Below are 18,031 nucleotides of genomic sequence, written 5' to 3'. Positions count from 1 at the left end.
CCAAGGCTTCCATCTGCATCGTCGTACAACCCCGGGAAAAGGAAGAAATCATGTTCAAAACGCTGCGCGTCGCCGCCCTTCTGGCCGTGGCCCTGGCCTTCGCCTTCTCCGGCGCGGCTTTGGCCGAGGAAAAAACCTACATCAACGGCATCGATTTCGGCTTTCCTCCGTTCGGGTTCGTGGACAAGGACGGCAAACCCGCCGGATTCGACGTGGAATCCATGGACTGGATCGCCCAAAAAATGGGCTTTAAAATCAAGCACCAGCCCATGGATTGGGACGGCATCATCCCGGCCCTGACCGCCAAAAAGATCGACATCATCGCCTCGGGCATGAGCGCCACCGAAGAGCGGGCCAAGATCGTCAATTTCAGCATCCCCTACTACGAGGTCACCCAGGTTCTGCTGGTCAAGGGCGACGACGCCACCCCCTTCGCCGACCTGCTCAAGACCGGCAAAAAGATCGGCGTGCAGCGCGGCACCGTGACCAACAAGCTGCTTGAGGAAATGTCCAAGAAAGAGGGCTACAAATTCGAGCTGGTGCTCTACGATTCCACGGACCTGTCCATGGAAGACGTCAAGGTCGGCCGCATCGCCGGTTCGGGCATGGATTCCTCCATCGCCAAGGAACTGATGAAGGGCCAGCCCTACAAGGTGGCCGGAACCTTCGACGTGCCCTCTGAAAAGTACGGCTACGCCATCCGCAAGGAAGACAAGGAGTTTCTGGAGACCGTCAACAAGGGTCTGGAAATGCTCATGAAGGATCCCTACTGGCAGGAACTCAAGAAGAAGTACGACATCTAGTGTGGCGTTCACAAAAAACATTTTGTTTTTTTGTGAATAAAAATCGTACATTCAAGATGTTGCTGCTTGCTTGACCATAACGGGAATTACCGAACGCAACACTCGTGCACCGGGCGGCCCGGTCGCCCCGCGTCCGGCCCCGAACGCTCCCGGCCCGTATGGACCGGGGCCTTCGGGGCCGTCGCCTGTCTCACTCCTTTTACCGAAAAACCGCGCCCATGCGACGCGGCGCCGGGAAAACACATGGACGGCATGCTCAAGGCCCTTACCGCCTCATGGGAGGCCCTGCCCTACATCCTGGGCGGCATCTGGTGGACCCTTGGGCTCATCATCGGGGCCATGGCCGTGGGACTCGTCTTCGGCGTCCCCCTGGCCGTGGGCCAGGTCTACGGTCGACGCCCCGTGCGGCGTCTGGTGTCGCTCTACGTCTGGCTGTTTCGCGGCGTGCCCATCCTGGTGCAGCTCTACCTGTTTTACTTCGGCATCCTGGCCTACCTCAGCCGCATCCCGGCCCTTGCCTTCCTGCATCTGGACAGCGCCTTCGCCGCCGCCGTCCTGGTCCTGGGCCTGACCAGCGCCGCCTACCAGTCGCAAATCTTCCGGGGGGCCATCCAAAGCCTGCCCGAAGGCCAGCTCAAGGCCGCCCGGGCCCTGGGCATGACCGACGCCACGGCGATCACCTCCATCATCTTGCCCCAGGCCCTGCGCCTGTCCATTCCGGCCTGGTCCAACGAATATTCCATCCTGCTCAAGGATTCGGCCCTGGCCTTCGTGATCGGCGTTTTGGAAATCATGTCCCGGACGCGCTCCGTGGCCGCCACCACCCATCAACCCCTTCCCCTGTCCATCCTGGCCGGGCTAATCTTTTTCGCCCTGACCTGGGCGGGCTTAAAGGCCCTCAAGACCCTTGAGGCCAAGGTGCGCATGGAAGGCTATTCGCACCAGGGATCTTTGTGATGCAAAACGAATCCGTCGTCCTGCGCGTGGAAAACGTGGTCAAACACCTGGGCGGGCAGCGCATCCTCGACGAGGTGTCGCTCACCGTCAAAAAAGGCCGCCTCAAGGTGCTCATCGGCCCCTCGGGCGCGGGCAAGTCCACGCTTTTGCAGTGTATCAATTTTCTTTTGCCCCCGGACGAAGGCAAGGTCTTTCTCGACGGCCGCGAGATCAACCCCAAAAGCAGGAAAGACCTCTTGTGGCTGCGCCAACGCGTGGGCATGATCTTCCAGGATTTCAACCTGTTCGACCACCTGACGGCCATGGAGAACGTGCGCGTGGCCCTCATCAAGGTCAAAAAGATGGACAAACGCACGGCCACCCACCGGGCCATGGAGGAATTGGCCCGGGTGGGCCTTGCGGACAAGGCCGGGCTCTATCCGGCCCAACTCTCGGGCGGCCAGAAACAGCGCGTGTCCGTGGCCCGGGCCCTGGCCATGGACCCGGCGGTGATGCTCCTTGACGAGCCCACCAGCGCCCTGGACCCGGAACTCATCGGCGAGGTCCTGGCGGTCATCCGCGACCTGGCCGACGCAGGCATGACCATGATCATGGCCACCCACCAGATCGGCTTTTCCTCCTCCCTGGCCGACGAATTCCTGTTCATGGAAAAGGGGCGCATCATCGAGCGCGGCGCGCCCAGCGAACTGCTGGCCCGGGGTTCCTGTTCCCGGACCATGGCCTTTTGCGCCAAGCTTTCCGAGCTCAGCGGGGAGATGGGCGGATGAACGAGGCCCTGGCCTTCGCCTTCGAGCGGGTCGTCCCGGGGCTGAACGCTGGTCTGTGGGCCAGCATCGGGATCATCGTGCCCGCCGCCCTTTTGGGCGTCGTGATCGGCGTCACCGCCGGAACCCTGCGGGTCTACGGCGGGGCGTGGCCGCGCCGGATCACCAACTGGTACGTCTCGCTGTTTCGGGGCACGCCCTTGGTGGTGCAGCTCTATTTCTGGTATTTCGCCCTGCCCTATGTGAGCATCGGCGGGGTGAGCCTGATCCTGACCCCTGTCCAGGCCGCAATCATCGGCTTCGCCCTGTGCAGCGGGGCCTATCAATCGGAATACATCCGGGGGGCCTTCTCTCCATCAAGCGCGGCCAACTCCTGGCCGCCCAGGCCCTGGGGATCACGCCGCTGAACTGCATCCTGTCCATCGTCCTGCCCCAGGCCTTCCGCCGGGCGCTTCCCGGCTGCGGCAACGAGATCATCTATCTCATCAAGTATTCGTCCCTGGCCTCCATCATCACCGTCAACGAGCTGACCGGCGTGGGCCGGGGCATCGCCAAGGCCACCTTCCAGAACACCGAGGTCTACGTGATCGTGGGCCTGTACTACCTGGCCCTGGTCACCCTGGCCGGGCAGCTTTTGCGTCTCATTGAAAACCGCCTGTCCATTCCCGGCTTCGAGGTGAAAAATTCCTGATGCAAAACGGCGCTCCTTCCTCCCCCGTCCAGTACGCTCCCATCGACGATCATCTGGCCGCCGAACTGGCCAAACGTTTCGGCCCGGCCTTTTCCCGGCTCGACGCCGATTTGCAGACAGCCTCCGAAGACGCCTCGGGCCTGCGCCGCCGTCCCGAGGCCGTACTCTTCGCCAAAAGCGTGGAGGACATCCAGGAGATCGTGCATCTGGCCAACCTGCATGAATTCGCGGTCACCCCGCGCGGGGCCGGGACCGGGCTGGCCGGAGGGGCCCTGGCCGAGCATGGCGGCGTGGTGGTGTCCCTGGCGGGCCGAAACCGCATCCTGGACGTGGACCCGGTGAACATGCTGGCCGTGGTGGAGCCCGGGGCCGTGACCGGCCGCATCCGCAAGGCCGCCCGGGCAAAGGGCCTGTTCTATCCGCCGGACCCGGCCAGCCTGGACAAAAGCACCATCGGCGGCAACGTGGCCACGGACGCCGGGGGCCCGGCCTGCGTCAAATACGGCGTGACCCGGGACTACGTGCTGGGGCTGGAGGCCGTCCTTCCCGGTGGGGATCTCCTGCGCGCCGGGGTGGCCACCCGCAAAGGGGTGGTGGGCTACGATCTGACGCGTCTTCTGACCGGCAGCGAAGGGACACTGGGGATCATCACCAAGCTCATTTTGAAGCTCATCCCCCATCCCCGGGCCGTGCGCACGGCCCTGGCCCTTTTTCCCGACCCGGGCAAGGCCGTGGCCGCCGTGGGGGCGGTCATGAATTCGGGCGTCACCCCGTCCTGCGTGGAGCTCATGGACAACCGTTGCCTGACCCTTGTGGCCGAGCTTTTGCCCTTCCCCCTGCGGGGCGGCCAGACCTCCCTGCTCTTGGTGGAGACCGACGGCGACGAGGCTTCGGCCGAATCGGACATGGCCTGCGTGGTCGCGGCCTGCACGCAGATGTCGGCCATGGAGGTTCTGCCCGCCGGTGATCCGACGGCCCGGGAAAAAATGTGGGAGGTCCGGAGGCAGATCTCCACACGCATCCATGACGCCGCCGCCCTGTACATGTCCGAGGATGTGGCCGTGCCCCTGGCCTACATCCCGGAACTGATCGCCTCCGTGCAGATGCTGGAACGGGAATTCGGCCTGACGGTGTACGCCTTCGGCCACGCCGGAGACGGCAACATCCACCTGAACATCATCGCCGAGACCCTTGACCCGGACACCCGGGAACGCATGGACCGTCTGGTGGAGCGGATTCTGAACACGGTTTTGAATTTAAACGGCACCATCTCCGGAGAGCATGGCCTGGGAATCGCCAAAAAGCGTTACGCCCCCCTGGAGCTGTCCCCCGCCAGCCTGACCCTGCAACGGGGCATCAAAAAACTCTTCGATCCGAACATGATCCTCAACCCGGGAAAAATCTTTCCCTGAGCCCGGACGTAAGGCCGACCGGGCACGAGAGTCCACCGCCGGACGTCGTGGCGCGCTATCGAAGCGGCATTCCACATCCTGGCGCACGGTCTTTTTTCCCAGCATCCATTTCATGGCGATGGTTGTTTTCGCGGCCACGACCCGATCCTGCTGGATTTCCGATCGCCACCCCAAATCCAAAAACATGTGCCGCACCGCCTGCATCAGTTCGTCCGAACTGGCTGACATGGGCCATCCCCCTTTTTCGCACCCACCCATACCCGAAGATGCCGACAGCGAGAAGAAACCCGCCTTTTCCCCGGCAGCCGTCTCCCCGGTCGGCCAGCGGCGCTGCCGGCCAGCGGCACGCCCATTCCCAAGGGTGACATGCCGCCCTTGACAACCGGAAATGGCATGACTATTGACGACGACAACAATTGACAAGTCAACTAAAAAAGGATCGCCATGCCCTGTAATTTGGCCCTGTGCCGACACAAGGCCCCCGGCCACCACCTGGCTGTGCTGCACCGTCTCTCGGCCGCCTTTCTGGCCCCCCGCATGCGGGAGCTCGGGCTCAAACGCGGCTGGATCGGGGTGCTGCTCGAGGTGCTGGACCGGCCGGGCCAGCCCCAGGACGCCCTGTGCAAGAGCCTCAAGGTGGACCCGGCGGCGACGGCCAGGACGCTCTTCGAATTGGAAAAACGGGGCTATGTGAATCGGTTCGAAGACGAACGCGACCGCCGCCAGAAACTCGTCTCTCCGACGCAAAAAACCCTCGATCTGGCGCAAGGGCTCTTTGCCGTGCTCAAGGACCACAACCAGGCCCTGTTCCAGGGGTTCGACCCGGTACGCCGGGAGTTGGCCCTTGGCATTTTGGCCGACATGGCCGCCAACCTCGAAGACGCGCTGACGCGAGAGGATTCATGATTCACAACCGTTCCAGAAAATGGGCTGTTTTATTCGCCGTGGTCGCCACCCAGTTCGCGGTGCCGTTTATGCTGTCGGCCGTGGGGGTCTGCCTCCCGGCCATCGGCCGGGAATACGCCGCCTCAGCCATCTCCTTAAGCCTCGTCGAGTCCGTTTTTTTGTGCGTCAACGCCATGTTTCTTCTGCCGTTCGGCCGGGCCGGGGACATCTGCGGCCGGGGCGGGGTGTTCCTCATCGGCCTCATGCTCTTCGCCACGAGCGCCCTGGCCCTGACCATGTCCCCGACCATGGAGCTGTTTTTGGTGATCCGGGGCGTTCAGGCCCTGGGCGGGGCCATGACCCTGGCCACCGGGCTGGCCCTTTTGTATGACGCCTTCCCCGCCGAGGAGCGGGGCCGGGCCCTGGGGATCAGCGTGGCCGGGATATTCTTGGGCATTTCGGCAGGCCCGGTCCTGGGCGGGATCATCGCCTCGGGCCTTGGCTGGCGCTGGGTGTTTTATCTGGGCATGGCCCCCTGCGCCGTGGCCCTTCTGGTCTGCCTGAAAAACCTCTCCTGGCGGCTGTCGCCCGCCCCGGGGGCGCGTTTCGACTGGTGGGGCGCGGTCAGCAGCGCGGCGGGCATCGGGCTTCTGGTCTTCGGCAGCGCGCATCTGGAGACATCCCTGGGCTGGTGGGGGCTTGGCCTGGGCGTCCTGGCCCTGGCGGCATTCATCGCCATCGAACGCCGCACGGCGACGCCCCTTTTGCATCTCGACCTGTTTTCCGCCAACAGGGCCTTTTCGCTTGGCGTGGCCGCCATGTGCATCGTGTCCTGCGCCGCCTTCGGGGTCTCGTTTCTCCTAAGCCTTTATCTGCAATACGCGCGCGCCATGACCCCGGCCCAGGCCGGACTGATCCTGGCCGTCCAGCCGGTCATCCAGTGCCTCGTGTCTCCCGTCATCGGCCGCCTGACCGACAAATCCCCCGTCCATCTCCTGTCCGGGACCGGGGCCGGGCTGGCCGCCCTGGGGGTGCTCGCCGCCGCCGCCCTTTCGGCCCAAAGCGGCACGGCCGCGGTGATCGGGGTTTTGTCCGTGGTGGGGCTTGGCATCGGCATTTTTTCCACGCCGAGCATGGTGGTGCTCATGTCCGCCGTGGACCCGTCGCGCTACGGCGTGGCCTCGGCCATGTCCGGCCAGTCGCGGACCATGGGCATGACCGCCTGCATGGCGGTGGTCACGGTGGTCATCGCCCGGTATGTGGGCAACCACCCTCTTGGGCCGGAGGTCATCGGGGAGTACCTGGCGGCCATGCGCACGCTGTTTACGGCCTTCGGCATCCTGGGCCTTATCGGCGCGGCCATGGCCTTTCTGGCCAAAAAGGCCCCTGTGGCGTCTACTTCTCCCGCCACATCGCAACCAGCGCCTCAATCTCTTCCGGGGCATACGACGGACGGTCGTACATGCCCGCTGCCGTCCGCTGGCGCTGGGCCTCATGCAAAATGACGGCGGCGGCCACGGAGACGTTCAAGCTTTGCACCATGCCGCGCATGGGGATGTACATCTCCGCCGCCACATACCGGGCCAGTTCGGGACAGACGCCGCTGTGCTCGTTGCCGAACACGATGGCCGTGGGCTTGGTGAAGTCCCACTCGCACAGCGGCACGGCCCGGGGCCCAAACCCCGTGGACACCAGCCGCAGGCCGTCGATGTCCAGGCGTGCGGCCAGGGCGGCGGTATCGGCGTGGCGCACGCACTCCACCCATTTTTTGGCCGAGGCCGACGACTTCTTGCCCAGATGCGGAAAGGCCGTCGTGGTATAATGCAGATGGACCCGGGGCACGCCGAAGGCGTCGCAGCTTCGCAATATGGCCGACACATTGTGCGGGTCATGAATGTTGTCCAAAACCAGGGCCAAATCCTTCTGGCGGGCGGCCACAACCTGGCGGATGCGCTCCAGACGGTTTTCGGAAATGTTTCGCATGGCCGGATCATGTAGGCAAAACCCGGGGGCAAGGCAAGGTCGCCTCGACCGGGACCAGCCGCGACGACGCTTTTTCCAGGCGAGACAAGTGTCCTAAAATCGGGTAGGCCTTCAGGTGCGCGCCTGCGCCAGCAACGGGGCGGCCGCCTGAAACGGCCATGCGCCCCGTTCCGGTTGCAGCGGCAAGGAGTTGCGTCATGTCTGGCAAACGCGTCACTGTGCCGGAGATTCTGGCTGCCAAGGGCAACCGCAAGCTGGCGGTGATGACCGCCTATGACTACGCCTCAGCCCGAATCGCCGACGAGGCCGGAATGGACGTCCTGTTGGTGGGCGATTCCCTGGCCATGGTGGTCCTCGGCCATGACGACACCCTGTCCGTGACCATGGACGAGATGCTCCACCACACCAAGGCCGTGGCCCGGGGGACGAATCACGCCCTGGTGGTGGGGGACATGCCCTTTCTGTCCTACCAGGTTTCGGTGCCCGAGGCGGTGCGAAACGCCGGACGGTTTCTCAAGGAAGGCCGGGCCCAGGCCGTCAAGATCGAGGGCGGCCGGGAGACGGCCCCCCAAATCCGGGCCATGGTGGACGCGGGCATCCCGGTCATGGGCCATGTGGGGCTTCGGCCCCAGCAGGTGGCCCGGCTGGGCGGTTTCAAGGTCCAGTCCAAGACGGCCGCCGAGGCCGCACATCTTCTGGAGGACGCCCGGATCGTGGCCGAGGCCGGATGCTTCGCCGTGGTGCTGGAGGCCATCCCGGCCCGGGTGGCCCAGGTGGTCACCCGGGAACTGCCCGTGCCCACCATCGGCATCGGCGCGGGCCGGGACTGCGACGGCCAGGTATTGGTCTATCACGACGTCCTGGGGCTCTTCGACCGTTTCACCCCCCGGTTCGTCAAAAATTTCGCCCAACTGGGAACGGCCTCCCGGGAGGCCCTGGCGCGCTATGCGGCCGAGGTCCGGGAAGGCCGCTTCCCCGGCCCTGAACATGAATTTTCCATCGACGATGACGAATTCAAACGGTTTGCCGGGTGAGCGCCGCCCCATGCCCATCCAATGCGGACACGCCAGCCCGCAGGCGCTCCACATGACGTTTCGAGAGTACAGCTCATGAAGCCCAAACCATACGACGAAGACGTCCGGGAATTTCTCGCCACCCAGCGCGGACTGCTTGTGGCGGCGAGCGCCGACGCCCTGTTCAACAAGAACCTTCGCGGCACCCTGACCCGGCATCTGTCCGTGAAGGACGACTGCGTCCTCAACGCCTACACCCTGCAGGAACTGCAACAGGTCATCAAGATGTATCGGTCCAGGGGGCATCGGCTCCTGGTTTTCATCGAACGCGAACTGGCCGGGAAACCCACCACGGACATCATCAAATACGTCAAGCAGGACCAACCTGACGTGCTCTTCGTGGTCCTGACCACCGAGATGGAGCGGGAAAAGCTGATCCTCTTGCACGAGGTGGGGGCCGACAACATCATCACCAAGCCCATCGCCCCGGACACCCTCATCGAAAAAATCGCCTTCACCGTCAAACCCCGTGGGCAGATCGGCGAGCTCATCGACGAGGGCAAGAAGCTTTTGGCCATTGGCCAGTACCAGGACGCCGAGGAGAAGGCCCGCCTGGTGCTGGAGATCAAGGCCCAAAGCCCGGCCGGACTGATCCTTCAGGGCGACGCCCTCAAAGGGCAGGGAAAAATCGACCAGGCCCTGGAAAGCTACAAGCTGGCCGAAAAAAGCGCCAAGCTCTTCCTCGAACCCTTGAAAAAGATCGCCGCCCTGCACAGGGAGACCGGCAACACCGCCGAGGAAATCCGGCTGCTGGAGCGCCTGGACAAACTGAGCCCGCTCAATGTGGACCGCAAGATCGACATCGGCAACGGATACATCCGACTGGGCGACACGGGAAAGGCCAAGCTGGTTTTCGACGAGGCCATCAAGGTCGCCACGCGGGAGGCCATGGAATCCTTAAGCCGGGTCTCCCGGGAAATCGCCCAGATCTGCCTGGACGTGGCTCCGGAACTGTCCGAGCGATACCTGCGCCGCACGCTTGAGGCCAAGAAGGGATTTTTGGACAGAGGCGATATCGAGACCTTCAACCGCCTGGGGATCACCCTGCGCAAGCAGGGCCGCTGGGAAGACGCCATCACGGAATACCGCAAGGCCCTCAAGATCTCGCCCGTCGACGGCAACCTCTATTACAACATCGCCATGGCCCACATGGAAGGGCGCCAACTCCTGGACGCCTACAACTTCATGACCAAGGCCCTTTCCTTGAGCCCCGACATCTACAAGGCCGGTGAGCCGGTGTGCCTGAACATCGCCGCCATCTTCCGCCGGGCGGGAAAAAACGAGTTGGCCAAGGATTATCTGAGAAAGGCCCTGGAGTTCAATCCCGATTCGAAAAAGGCCGCCGCCTTTCTACGAGAAATCGAAACGCAACGCCTTGAGGCATAAGGATTCCCCGCGCGTGATCGTCTTCCCCGTCATCGACCCCGTGGCCGTACAGATCGGCCCCCTGTCCGTGCGCTGGTACGGGCTCATGTACCTTCTGGGCTTCACGGCGGCCTGGCTTCTGGGCCGACACCGGGCCGCCCGGCCGGAGTCGGGCTGGACCCCGGCCCTGGTGGACGACCTCATCACCTACTGCGTGCTGGGGGTGGTGGTGGGCGGCCGGGTGGGCTATGTGCTTTTCTACGATTTCATGGGCCTTGTGCATGACCCGCTGCTGCTCTTCAAGGTCTGGCAGGGGGGCATGTCGTTTCACGGTGGAGCCCTGGGGATGTGCGCGGTGTTCTGGTATTTCGGCAAAAAGACCGGCCGGACGTTTCTGGCCGTGTCCGATTTCACCTCGCCCCTGGCCCCCCTGGGGCTTTTCGCCGGACGCATCGGCAACTTCATCAACGCCGAACTGTGGGGCAAGCCCACGGACCTGCCGTGGGGCATGGTCTTTCCCGACCCCCGGGCGGGCAGCCTGCCGCGCCATCCCTCCCAGCTCTACGAGGCCGGACTCGAAGGCCTGGCCCTTTTCGCCATCCTGTGGCTGTATTCGGGAAGGCCCCGGCCCACGGGAACGGTCACGGGACTCTTTCTGGGATTTTACGGCCTGTTCCGGTTCACGGTGGAATTCGTGCGGGTGCCCGACGCGCAGCTCGGCTATCTGCTCTTTGGCTGGATGACCATGGGCCAGATTTTGAGCCTGCCCATGATCCTTATCGGCGCGGCCCTCTACCTGACGGCCAGCAAAAACGTCTTCGCCGCGTCGCGGCCCCTGCCGGGAAAGAAAAAAAGCGGCCGCAAGAACAAGGCCTAAGCCCGCGTTCACCACGCCGCAACATTTCCCAAGCCCCCGCAACAGCCCCGCCCCGAGGCATTCCAGGGCCGGAAGTCCTGCCGAAGGCCCGGCCGCAACGGGTTCATGCCTGCCTGGGAAAGCCCCCGGGCTCACCCTTCCTTTGCCAGCACCAGCATCTTGAAATCGCCGCACACATCCGTGGCCCGGGTCTCGGGCCACACGGCGACGAACGACTTGCCCCGGGCGTTCTCCATGGCCTCCACGGCCGGGCGCGGGGCGTAGCGGCGGCAGAAGCCCCATTCATGGGCCAGGACGTCCTCGGGCGGACAATACCGCTCGTTGGCGGTGATCGGGCCCTGCCAATAGCGGCAGACCTTGCAGCGGGCTTTCATGGCGCTTCCTTTCCCCCGACCTGGGGCAGCGGGGCCAGCTCCAGTTCAAACATGTTCGGCCACAGTTTCCCCGTGACCCACAACCGGCCGGTATCCGGATCGCGGGCCAGGCCGTTGGCCACGGCTTCCGGGGGAAGCGGCGGCATCAGCGCCCGCAGGCCCGAAAGATCCAGCCAGGCCACGACCCGGCCGTCGCCGGGATCGATGACCGCCACGAGGTCCGTCTGCCACACGTTGGCCAGGATGCGGCCGTCGACACATTCCAATTCGTTGAGGGCCTCCACGGGGACGCCCTGGTCGGCCACCCGGATGCGCCCTCCGGGGGCGAAGGTGTCCTGGTCGTAGCGCCGCAGGACCGAGGTACCGTCGCTTACGACGAACGAGGTTCCGTCATGGCAGATGCCCCAGCCCTCGGTGGCCAGCGGCTTTTGCCCGAGGGCGTCCAGGGTGGCGGCGTCGAAGACGAACACCGTATTTTCCCGCCAGGTCAGCTGGTACAGCCGTCCACCGTACTCCTCCAGCCCCTCGCCGAAATAGGCGGCGGGCAGGTTGCGGCGCACACGCACCCGGCCCGTGGCCGGATCGACCACACGCAGGCTGGAGCTCCCGTAGCGACCCGTGCTCTCGTAGAACCGCCCGCCGCTGCGCAGGCACAGCCCCTGGGTGAAGGCGTCCGGATCATGGGGATGCCGCCCGGCCACGCGCCAGCCGATGACCGGCGTGGCGTCTGCGGCGTCGAGCCTTTCGGGGACGCCCCCGCCCGCCAGACAGATGGCGAAAAAAAGAAAAACCCATGCCGTGCGCGACAAAACACCCATGCCCATGCCCCCTTGCCCGAAATCCATCCCGTCCCCGATGGCCGCCACACCTGCGCCCGGGCGTCGCGAACACAGATATCCCGCCGCGCAACGCCAGGCAATGGCGGATGCGCCACGGGTCAGCCCGGCGACTGTCAGCCCGGCGACTTGCCAGGGCTTACGGGATGATTATGATACGGCCATCGGCAAAACCCAGACACGACCGAACCCCCCGGCACGAGGCGGTGGGGGCAAAGGAGTCCGAGTGAAAACCCTGTTGACCCTTGTTGTCATTTTTGCGGCGTTTTACGCCCTGAATCGGTTCATCCTGCCCCGCCTGGGCATCCGGGGCTGAGGCGTCGGCCCTTCGGATCGGTGCGATCTGAAAGACAAAAAATAACCTGCATCACGAAACGCCCCACATCCGGCCTTGTCGCCGCACAAAACCGCAAACGCCGCCGGGGGACGCCCGTCCGTCGCCACGGGCATTCCCCCGGAGGTCGTCAAAAACTGATCTTCAGGCCCACATTGCCGCCCATGGCCTCGGTCGTGCCCGAGCTGCCGATACCGCCGATATTCTGATAGCGGGCCTGGGCCTTGAGGCTGACGGACTTGCTCATGTTCAGGCTCATGCCCAGATCTGCGCTGTTGGTCTGGCTGATCGAACTTTTGCCCAAGCCGGACTCGTCACCGGACAGGATGCCCGCCCCGGCCCCCAAGTGCAGGGAGCCCTTCTTGCCGCGTACGACGTGCCACTTGGTCCGCAGGCTGGTTCCCATGGCGTCGGTTTCTCCGGACTGTCCCACGGGCCTGCCGTCCGGCGTGCTGGCCGCAGCCGGGTCCGTGGTATACCCAAGCCCCTCGGCCTCCAGGGCCAGGCCGTTGGCCACATAAACCCCGGCCGCCCCGCCCTGGGAGCTCAACCGGGTGGCGTTGTCGCCGCTTGTGCCGTAGACCCCGCCGCGTTTTTCGACATAGGATTCCCCCTGCCGGTAATCGTCGGCCCGGGCGGACGGCCCGGCGGCGACCATGATCGCGGCCACGGCCAGGACCATGGAGATGCCCGTTTGCGCGCGTGACATGCATCCTCTCCTTGGCGCTGGCTGATCGTGCCGCGCCGTGACCCGTCGGGGTTATGGGCCGCCCGTTGACATGGCGCCGCCGACATATCGCCCCCCGGGTCCGTTGACGCCCGCTCCCCCCAGTCCCGTCTGTGGCGGCCGGAAGGACCGGGCGTGGCCTACTGCATGACCGCCTTGGCCCCCAGGGCCTTGGCGGGCGGATTCTTCTCCAGCACCACGGCCGTCCCGTAGCAGGAAAAATAGCGCGATCCGTCCGGATGGAAGGCCACGTTCTCCTGATAGCCGATGATGGCGTCGGCCCCGATGTCGATGGCGCTGGCCGTCAGACCGTAAAACGCGCATTCGGAATCGAATCCCCGGCCGCTGACCAGCCCGAGCACCCGGCGGATCTTGCGGCCCTTGATGATCGGGGTGGTCACCACGGGGAACTTGCCCGTATAGAAAAGCTCTTTGGCGTTTTGCAGCCTTTTTCCCTGCTTGAGGTCGTCGGTGCGTCTGGTCTTCTTCTCGGTTCCGCCAAAAAATGAGAGCATGGGATCCTCCTTGGACGTGCTCCGGCCATCCCGCCGCCCCCCCCAGGGAGCCTGGCCTTCACTTCCCTCAAGCAAGTATCCTGCCATCACATATCGTATTGATTTTACATGCTTTAATAGCGTGTGTGCAGCAGCCCGTCAAAACCCCGCCCCCCGTCCTGTCAGGTCTGGCCCTTAGCCCGGGGCGTTGGCGCCGGGGTCGCCACAAAAAAGGCCGACCCCCGAAGGGATCGGCCCATGATGCCCATATGGCGGAAACGGCGTGACGCAATCAGCTCAGTTTGTCGAGGAATCGGCTGGCGATGGGCGTAGCCACCACGCTTGACCGGTATCCCGAGAGCCGTTCATTCTCTTTCCTGGCCTTTTTCAGGTCATTGCGCAGTGTTTCATGCAGCCGCCTAGCCTCGCTGGTCAACTGCCCCTGCAAGGTTTGCAGGCGCAAAAGCTTGTCGCGAAGCTGGCTCACCTTGTCCGATTCGCGCATCTGCCAAGCCTCTTCCATGAGTTTCCCGCGATCAAACGCCAGCCGCTCGGCCTCTTCGATGTCTCCGGCAAGCAGACTGGCCAGTTCGCGTTCGCCCACCTCAAGGGCCATATCGATGAAGGTCACGCTCTTTGACATAGTATTAGCCCTCGGTCGTTATCCTGATGTCCTCGCCGATATCGGTGAGAACCTGCTTCCAGCGGGAAACGGCGGGAATGAATTCGTATTCCAAAAGATCGGCCAGAAGAACCCAGTCCTCGTTTTCCACCACCTCGAGCATCTCGGAAAACAGGGTCGAGATCTCATCGGCGGCGCTGACAAAGGCGGGATGTTCCTTGGTGCCGAACTTCTCGCGCAACAGGCCGACCATGCTCATGAAATCCTGGATCACGTCCAGCAGGTCGCGGTACACCTCCAGCCCTTCGGCATCCTGGGCCTGGCGAAACAACACCGCCACCTCACGAGCCCCCAGGTCCATGAGCGAAACCACCTTGAACAACTCGGCAACGATGTTGGCGGCCATCTCCGAGGCGGGGACGGTCTTTATCTCCACGCTTTGGATCCCAGAAGCCTCGATATCCTCCGCCTGATGCGGATATATTTCCGAAAAGGGCTCCTTGTTCACAAACACGTCGGTCACCACGCGCCCCTCGAGGTTGTCGTCCTCCATGACCTTCAGCAGGAGTTCCTCAAGATTCTCGAAGTTTCCAATCACTATACCGGTTTCCCGGCCATCGACCATGATCATGGTTCGCCCTCCATGTGCCTGTGTGTTGTCGGCCGATTTTTCCCTTTCGGCCCCTCTGCCCACGTCGTCATTCAATTCCCGTGCCACCAGCCAGATCACCTTGCCCGACAAGCCTTCCAGCGGCTTCCACCAGACCGAAATAGCGGTCAATAATGCGTTTCAGGCCACAAAGGTCCACCCCCGGGGCCTGGGAAAGATGCATCCACAAATATCCCATGGCCCGAAAGCGGGGATCGCCGCTCCACAATCCATGCACCCGCCGCCAGACTCCCAGAAATTTGTCTTTGCGATTGGGATGCGGGGCATGGGCCAAGGCCTCGGCCTGCCCCTGCAACAGACGCAGCAGCCCCGCGCTGTCGGCCAGGACTGAACGGATATTCCGAACCGCTTCCGGACTGAAGCCGATGGGCGGCCCGGATGGCCTGACGGGCTCGTCGTCAAGGAATTGACGAAAGATCCGGCGCAGGAGCGACAGCCAGGCCGTGCGATCCTCGGTTTCGTGGCCGGAGAGGGAGCGCAGGGCCATGAACCCGTCCGCATCGGCAAAGGATTCCCAGGCCCGGGCGGTCGCGTATCCGCCGACAGGAAAACGGCCGGTCTCCAGGTAGGAAAAGAGGGCCGCCTGCGCCGTCTCCGGGGAAATGGCCCGGCGGCAGGCCCGATCATGGGGACATTTGGTTCCGAAGGGGCATGGATGGCAGGCCATGTCCGGCTCAAGGCTCAGGCTCCCGGCCCGGTAGGGCCCGGTATCGAACGGCTGGGCCGTGGCCAGAAAAAAGGCCATCACCGGCGTCCCCAGCCCGGCGGCCAGATGCATGGTGCCCGTATCGTTGGTGACCAGCACCCGCACGCAGGACACCACGGCGGCCAATTCGTCCAGGCTGGTCTCCCCGGTCAGGTCCACGGCCGGAGCCCGGCAGGCCGCAGCGTACCTGCGGGCCAACTCACGTTCGCTCCCCGCCCCCAGAAGCACCGGCACGATCCCCGCCCGCTCCCACACGGCCTCGCCAAACCGGGCAAAATATGCCACCGGCCACCGCCTGCCCTCCTCGCTGGCTCCGAGTTGGAAGCCCACGAATCCACGGGTTCCCTCGGGCGCGGCCTGCGTCAGACGCTCCCCGGCCCAGGCCCGCTGGTCCGGCGGGATGGCGCGCAGATCGAAGGCGGCGGGCACATGTCCAAGTCCGGCCGCACGCCGAAACAGATCCACGATATTGAAGGGGCTCAGGCCCCTGTTGGCGGCGGAAATCTCCAGGAAAGCGGCCCAGGGCGAGCTGTCGCGTCCGAAGCCCTCCGCGTCCAGGGCAAAGCCCGTGGCCTCGCCATCGGCCAGATGCCGGGACAGCACCCGGGCCGAGACCGAGGGGGTCAGGTTGATGACCCGGGTGGGGGAGAATTCTTGCTTGATCCCGTCGATGAACTCCCTGAACCGGGACAGGGCCTTTTTCCAGTCCGTATCCACGGCGTGCAGAAGCGAGGCCCCGGCCAGGGGAAAAATCTGCCCCACATCCCGCAAAAGTCCTGCCGCACCCGCGAAGTTTTCCAGGCAGACAAGCCCCGTGCGGCCTCCGGACGCGGCAAGCTCCGCAAAAACCGGCTGGCATTGCAGCAGATCGCCGAATCGCGTCAGGTTGATGACCAGGGTGTTCATGACTCCCGGCAGCTAGCAGGAACCATGCCTGTATCTGAATCCCCCCCTGCATGTGCAGATCCGCATGTGCATGCGCGTGCAAAACGTTGCCCAACATGCACATCGCCCCTGGCCGGGTTGTCCCTTGTTTCCGAACATGGTAACTGATTGACAGACATGGCGATACCGATTGCAGCACATCCGAAAGACGCCTTTTCCCCCTCTGTGGCCGCCGTGAAAAGGAATGCACCCCCCTTTTTTCAGGGCTCCGGGGATCATCGCGCGCCCCTGCCGGGCCTCTCCATCTTGTTATCGGAGAACCGTCCATGAAACTGTTGCACCGTGACCAGGAAACCCGTCTGATGGAAATTTTGCGCCATGTGCCGCAAAAGCACCACGCCGCCGTACTGCGCGAGATCGAAGCCCTGCGAACCGAACAGGCCGCCGGATTCGCCCATGATCGCCGCATCATTGAGGACGAGGCCGCCCTGTTGCGCGCCAAGATGGCGAAGCTGGCCGAAACCAGGCGCAGGCTCCTCGAACATAACCGCCGCGACGCCGCCAGCTTCCGGAAGTTCCGCCAGGCCATCAAACACTCCCGGGCCATGCACAGCCTGGCCCATCTCCCGGCCCTTTTGCCGCAACTCAAGGAAACCCTGGTGGTGTCCGAGATCGGCCTGGCCCTTTGCGCCGAGGATTTCGCGGATTTTCTGCCAGGCGACTTCCCCTTCGGCCGCGCCGTCTCCGCCGCAACCCTGGAGACCGAGATATGCCGCCTGTGCCAGGCCACGCCACCCCGCCCCTTTCTGGGGCTGACCCGGCGCATGCCCCGGCCCGATTTCTTCCTGCCCCCGGATGCTCCCGCCACCACGGCCCTTTTGGACGGCTCCTGCTTCGTCTGCGGCCTCAAGGACAAATTCCGCCGTGACCGGCTGGTGGGCGCGGTGGCCTTCTTCGACCCCGCCCCCGGACGCTATACCCCGGACAAGGCCACGGATTTTCTGGAACACTTCTGCGATATTCTGGCGGCGGATCTCATCAATGTCCGCGACCATGAAAAACTGGACCGGGAAACGGTCATCGATGAGTTGACCACAGCGCCCAACCGGGCGTACCTAACCCGCCACGCCCCACGGATGCTTGAGTTTTCCGGCCGCAAAGGCTTTCCGGTGTGCGCGCTTTTCATCGACCTGGACAAGTTCAAGTCGATCAACGACACCCTGGGCCATGCGGCTGGCGACCGGGTTCTTACGGCCGTCGCCATGCGCCTTAAGGAGTCCATGCGTCGCTACGATATCTTCGCGCGTCTTGGCGGCGACGAATTCGTGGCCATTTTGCCCGATACCGACCTGACCGAGGCCGCAGAGATGGCCGCACGCATCACCAAGGCCGTTTCCAGCCTCAGCGTGCCCCGGATCACCGGCCTGGACACCCCCCTTGGCGTGTCCGCGTCGGTGGGGCTGGCCCGCCTCGAACCCGGCGAGAGTCTCGACGCCCTCATCCGCCGGGCCGATGCGGACATGTACGCGGTCAAGCGGGGAGACCCGACGCCCGATTCCCCGACCTGAACCGC

Annotated in this window: 18 protein-coding genes and 1 pseudogene; 11 read left to right on the top strand and 8 right to left on the bottom strand. The window is 64.2% G+C overall.

Features of this window, described 5'->3' with window-relative positions; genetic code table 11:
- Nucleotides 1-50 precede the first annotated feature (50 nt).
- The 7 genes and pseudogenes from GD606_RS01270 (at nucleotide 51) to GD606_RS01240 (ending at nucleotide 7,017) form a co-directional block, all read left to right on the top strand.
- Entirely contained in the window at nucleotides 51-803 is a 753-nt protein-coding gene (locus GD606_RS01270; protein ID WP_163302911.1) for an ABC transporter substrate-binding protein, read from the top strand.
- A gap of 252 nt (nucleotides 804-1,055) precedes the next feature.
- Complete coding sequence (locus GD606_RS01265; protein WP_374190887.1) at nucleotides 1,056-1,760, top strand: amino acid ABC transporter permease; 705 nt, start codon at nucleotides 1,056-1,058, stop codon at nucleotides 1,758-1,760.
- Nucleotides 1,760-2,527, top strand: a complete 768-nt coding sequence (locus GD606_RS01260) for an amino acid ABC transporter ATP-binding protein (protein ID WP_163302913.1) — start codon at nucleotides 1,760-1,762, stop codon at nucleotides 2,525-2,527. Before GD606_RS01265 ends, GD606_RS01260 begins: the two co-directional genes overlap by 1 nt.
- A pseudogene (locus GD606_RS01255) lies at nucleotides 2,524-3,215 on the top strand (amino acid ABC transporter permease). Before GD606_RS01260 ends, GD606_RS01255 begins: the two are co-directional and overlap by 4 nt.
- Entirely contained in the window at nucleotides 3,215-4,627 is a 1,413-nt protein-coding gene (locus GD606_RS01250) for an FAD-binding oxidoreductase (RefSeq protein WP_163302915.1), read from the top strand. Before GD606_RS01255 ends, GD606_RS01250 begins: the two are co-directional and overlap by 1 nt.
- Nucleotides 4,628-5,071: 444 nt before the next feature.
- Nucleotides 5,072-5,533, top strand: a complete 462-nt coding sequence (locus GD606_RS01245; protein ID WP_163302916.1) for a MarR family winged helix-turn-helix transcriptional regulator — start codon at nucleotides 5,072-5,074, stop codon at nucleotides 5,531-5,533.
- Nucleotides 5,530-7,017, top strand: a complete 1,488-nt coding sequence (locus tag GD606_RS01240; RefSeq protein ID WP_163302917.1) for an MFS transporter — start codon at nucleotides 5,530-5,532, stop codon at nucleotides 7,015-7,017. Before GD606_RS01245 ends, GD606_RS01240 begins: the two co-directional genes overlap by 4 nt.
- Here the strand turns inward: GD606_RS01240 and GD606_RS01235 are convergent.
- On the bottom strand, nucleotides 6,908-7,495 hold the full coding sequence (locus GD606_RS01235; protein WP_163302918.1) for a TrmH family RNA methyltransferase: 588 nt from the start codon (nucleotides 7,493-7,495) through the stop codon (nucleotides 6,908-6,910). The genes GD606_RS01240 and GD606_RS01235 overlap by 110 nt on opposite strands.
- Nucleotides 7,496-7,653: 158 nt before the next feature.
- On the opposite strand from GD606_RS01235, the gene panB reads away from it, so the two are divergent.
- From panB to lgt, 3 genes are all read left to right on the top strand, one after another.
- Entirely contained in the window at nucleotides 7,654-8,529 is an 876-nt protein-coding gene (gene panB / locus GD606_RS01230) for a 3-methyl-2-oxobutanoate hydroxymethyltransferase (protein ID WP_374190870.1), read from the top strand.
- A gap of 75 nt (nucleotides 8,530-8,604) precedes the next feature.
- A complete protein-coding gene (locus tag GD606_RS01225) occupies nucleotides 8,605-9,954 on the top strand; it encodes a response regulator (RefSeq protein ID WP_163302920.1) in 1,350 nt (449 codons plus the stop codon).
- Nucleotides 9,955-9,967: 13 nt separating this feature from the next.
- A complete protein-coding gene (lgt, locus tag GD606_RS01220; RefSeq protein ID WP_163302921.1) occupies nucleotides 9,968-10,810 on the top strand; it encodes a prolipoprotein diacylglyceryl transferase in 843 nt (280 codons plus the stop codon).
- Nucleotides 10,811-10,941: 131 nt separating this feature from the next.
- Here lgt and GD606_RS01215 read toward each other — a convergent pair whose 3' ends face one another.
- From GD606_RS01215 to GD606_RS01185, 7 genes are all read right to left on the bottom strand, one after another.
- Nucleotides 10,942-11,184: a hypothetical protein gene (locus tag GD606_RS01215; protein WP_163302922.1), complete on the bottom strand. Its 243-nt coding sequence runs from the start codon at nucleotides 11,182-11,184 to the stop codon at nucleotides 10,942-10,944.
- The gene (locus GD606_RS01210; RefSeq protein ID WP_163302923.1) at nucleotides 11,181-12,002 is read right to left on the bottom strand and encodes a glutaminyl-peptide cyclotransferase; all 822 of its coding nucleotides are present in this window, start codon (nucleotides 12,000-12,002) and stop codon (nucleotides 11,181-11,183) included. Before GD606_RS01210 ends, GD606_RS01215 begins: the two co-directional genes overlap by 4 nt.
- A 482-nt stretch (nucleotides 12,003-12,484) precedes the next feature.
- The gene (locus GD606_RS01205; protein ID WP_163302924.1) at nucleotides 12,485-13,063 is read right to left on the bottom strand and encodes a hypothetical protein; all 579 of its coding nucleotides are present in this window, start codon (nucleotides 13,061-13,063) and stop codon (nucleotides 12,485-12,487) included.
- Nucleotides 13,064-13,221: 158 nt separating this feature from the next.
- Nucleotides 13,222-13,596: a hypothetical protein gene (locus GD606_RS01200; protein WP_163302925.1), complete on the bottom strand. Its 375-nt coding sequence runs from the start codon at nucleotides 13,594-13,596 to the stop codon at nucleotides 13,222-13,224.
- Nucleotides 13,597-13,867: 271 nt separating this feature from the next.
- On the bottom strand, nucleotides 13,868-14,218 hold the full coding sequence (locus tag GD606_RS01195) for a hypothetical protein (RefSeq protein ID WP_163302926.1): 351 nt from the start codon (nucleotides 14,216-14,218) through the stop codon (nucleotides 13,868-13,870).
- A 4-nt stretch (nucleotides 14,219-14,222) separates the two neighbouring features.
- A complete protein-coding gene (locus GD606_RS01190; protein ID WP_163302927.1) occupies nucleotides 14,223-14,828 on the bottom strand; it encodes a DUF8043 domain-containing protein in 606 nt (201 codons plus the stop codon).
- A 67-nt stretch (nucleotides 14,829-14,895) separates the two neighbouring features.
- Nucleotides 14,896-16,479: a glycosyltransferase family 9 protein gene (locus GD606_RS01185; RefSeq protein ID WP_163302928.1), complete on the bottom strand. Its 1,584-nt coding sequence runs from the start codon at nucleotides 16,477-16,479 to the stop codon at nucleotides 14,896-14,898.
- A gap of 305 nt (nucleotides 16,480-16,784) precedes the next feature.
- Between GD606_RS01185 and GD606_RS01180 the strand changes: the two genes are divergently transcribed.
- Entirely contained in the window at nucleotides 16,785-18,026 is a 1,242-nt protein-coding gene (locus GD606_RS01180; protein WP_163302929.1) for a GGDEF domain-containing protein, read from the top strand.
- The last annotated feature ends 5 nt before the right edge of the window (nucleotides 18,027-18,031 follow it).

This window comes from Desulfolutivibrio sulfodismutans DSM 3696, assembly GCF_013376455.1.
Classification (GTDB): Bacteria; Desulfobacterota; Desulfovibrionia; order Desulfovibrionales; family Desulfovibrionaceae; genus Desulfolutivibrio; species Desulfolutivibrio sulfodismutans.
The sequence above is the reverse complement of the archived record's forward strand: the minus strand, read 5'-3'. Positions and strand labels throughout refer to the sequence as shown.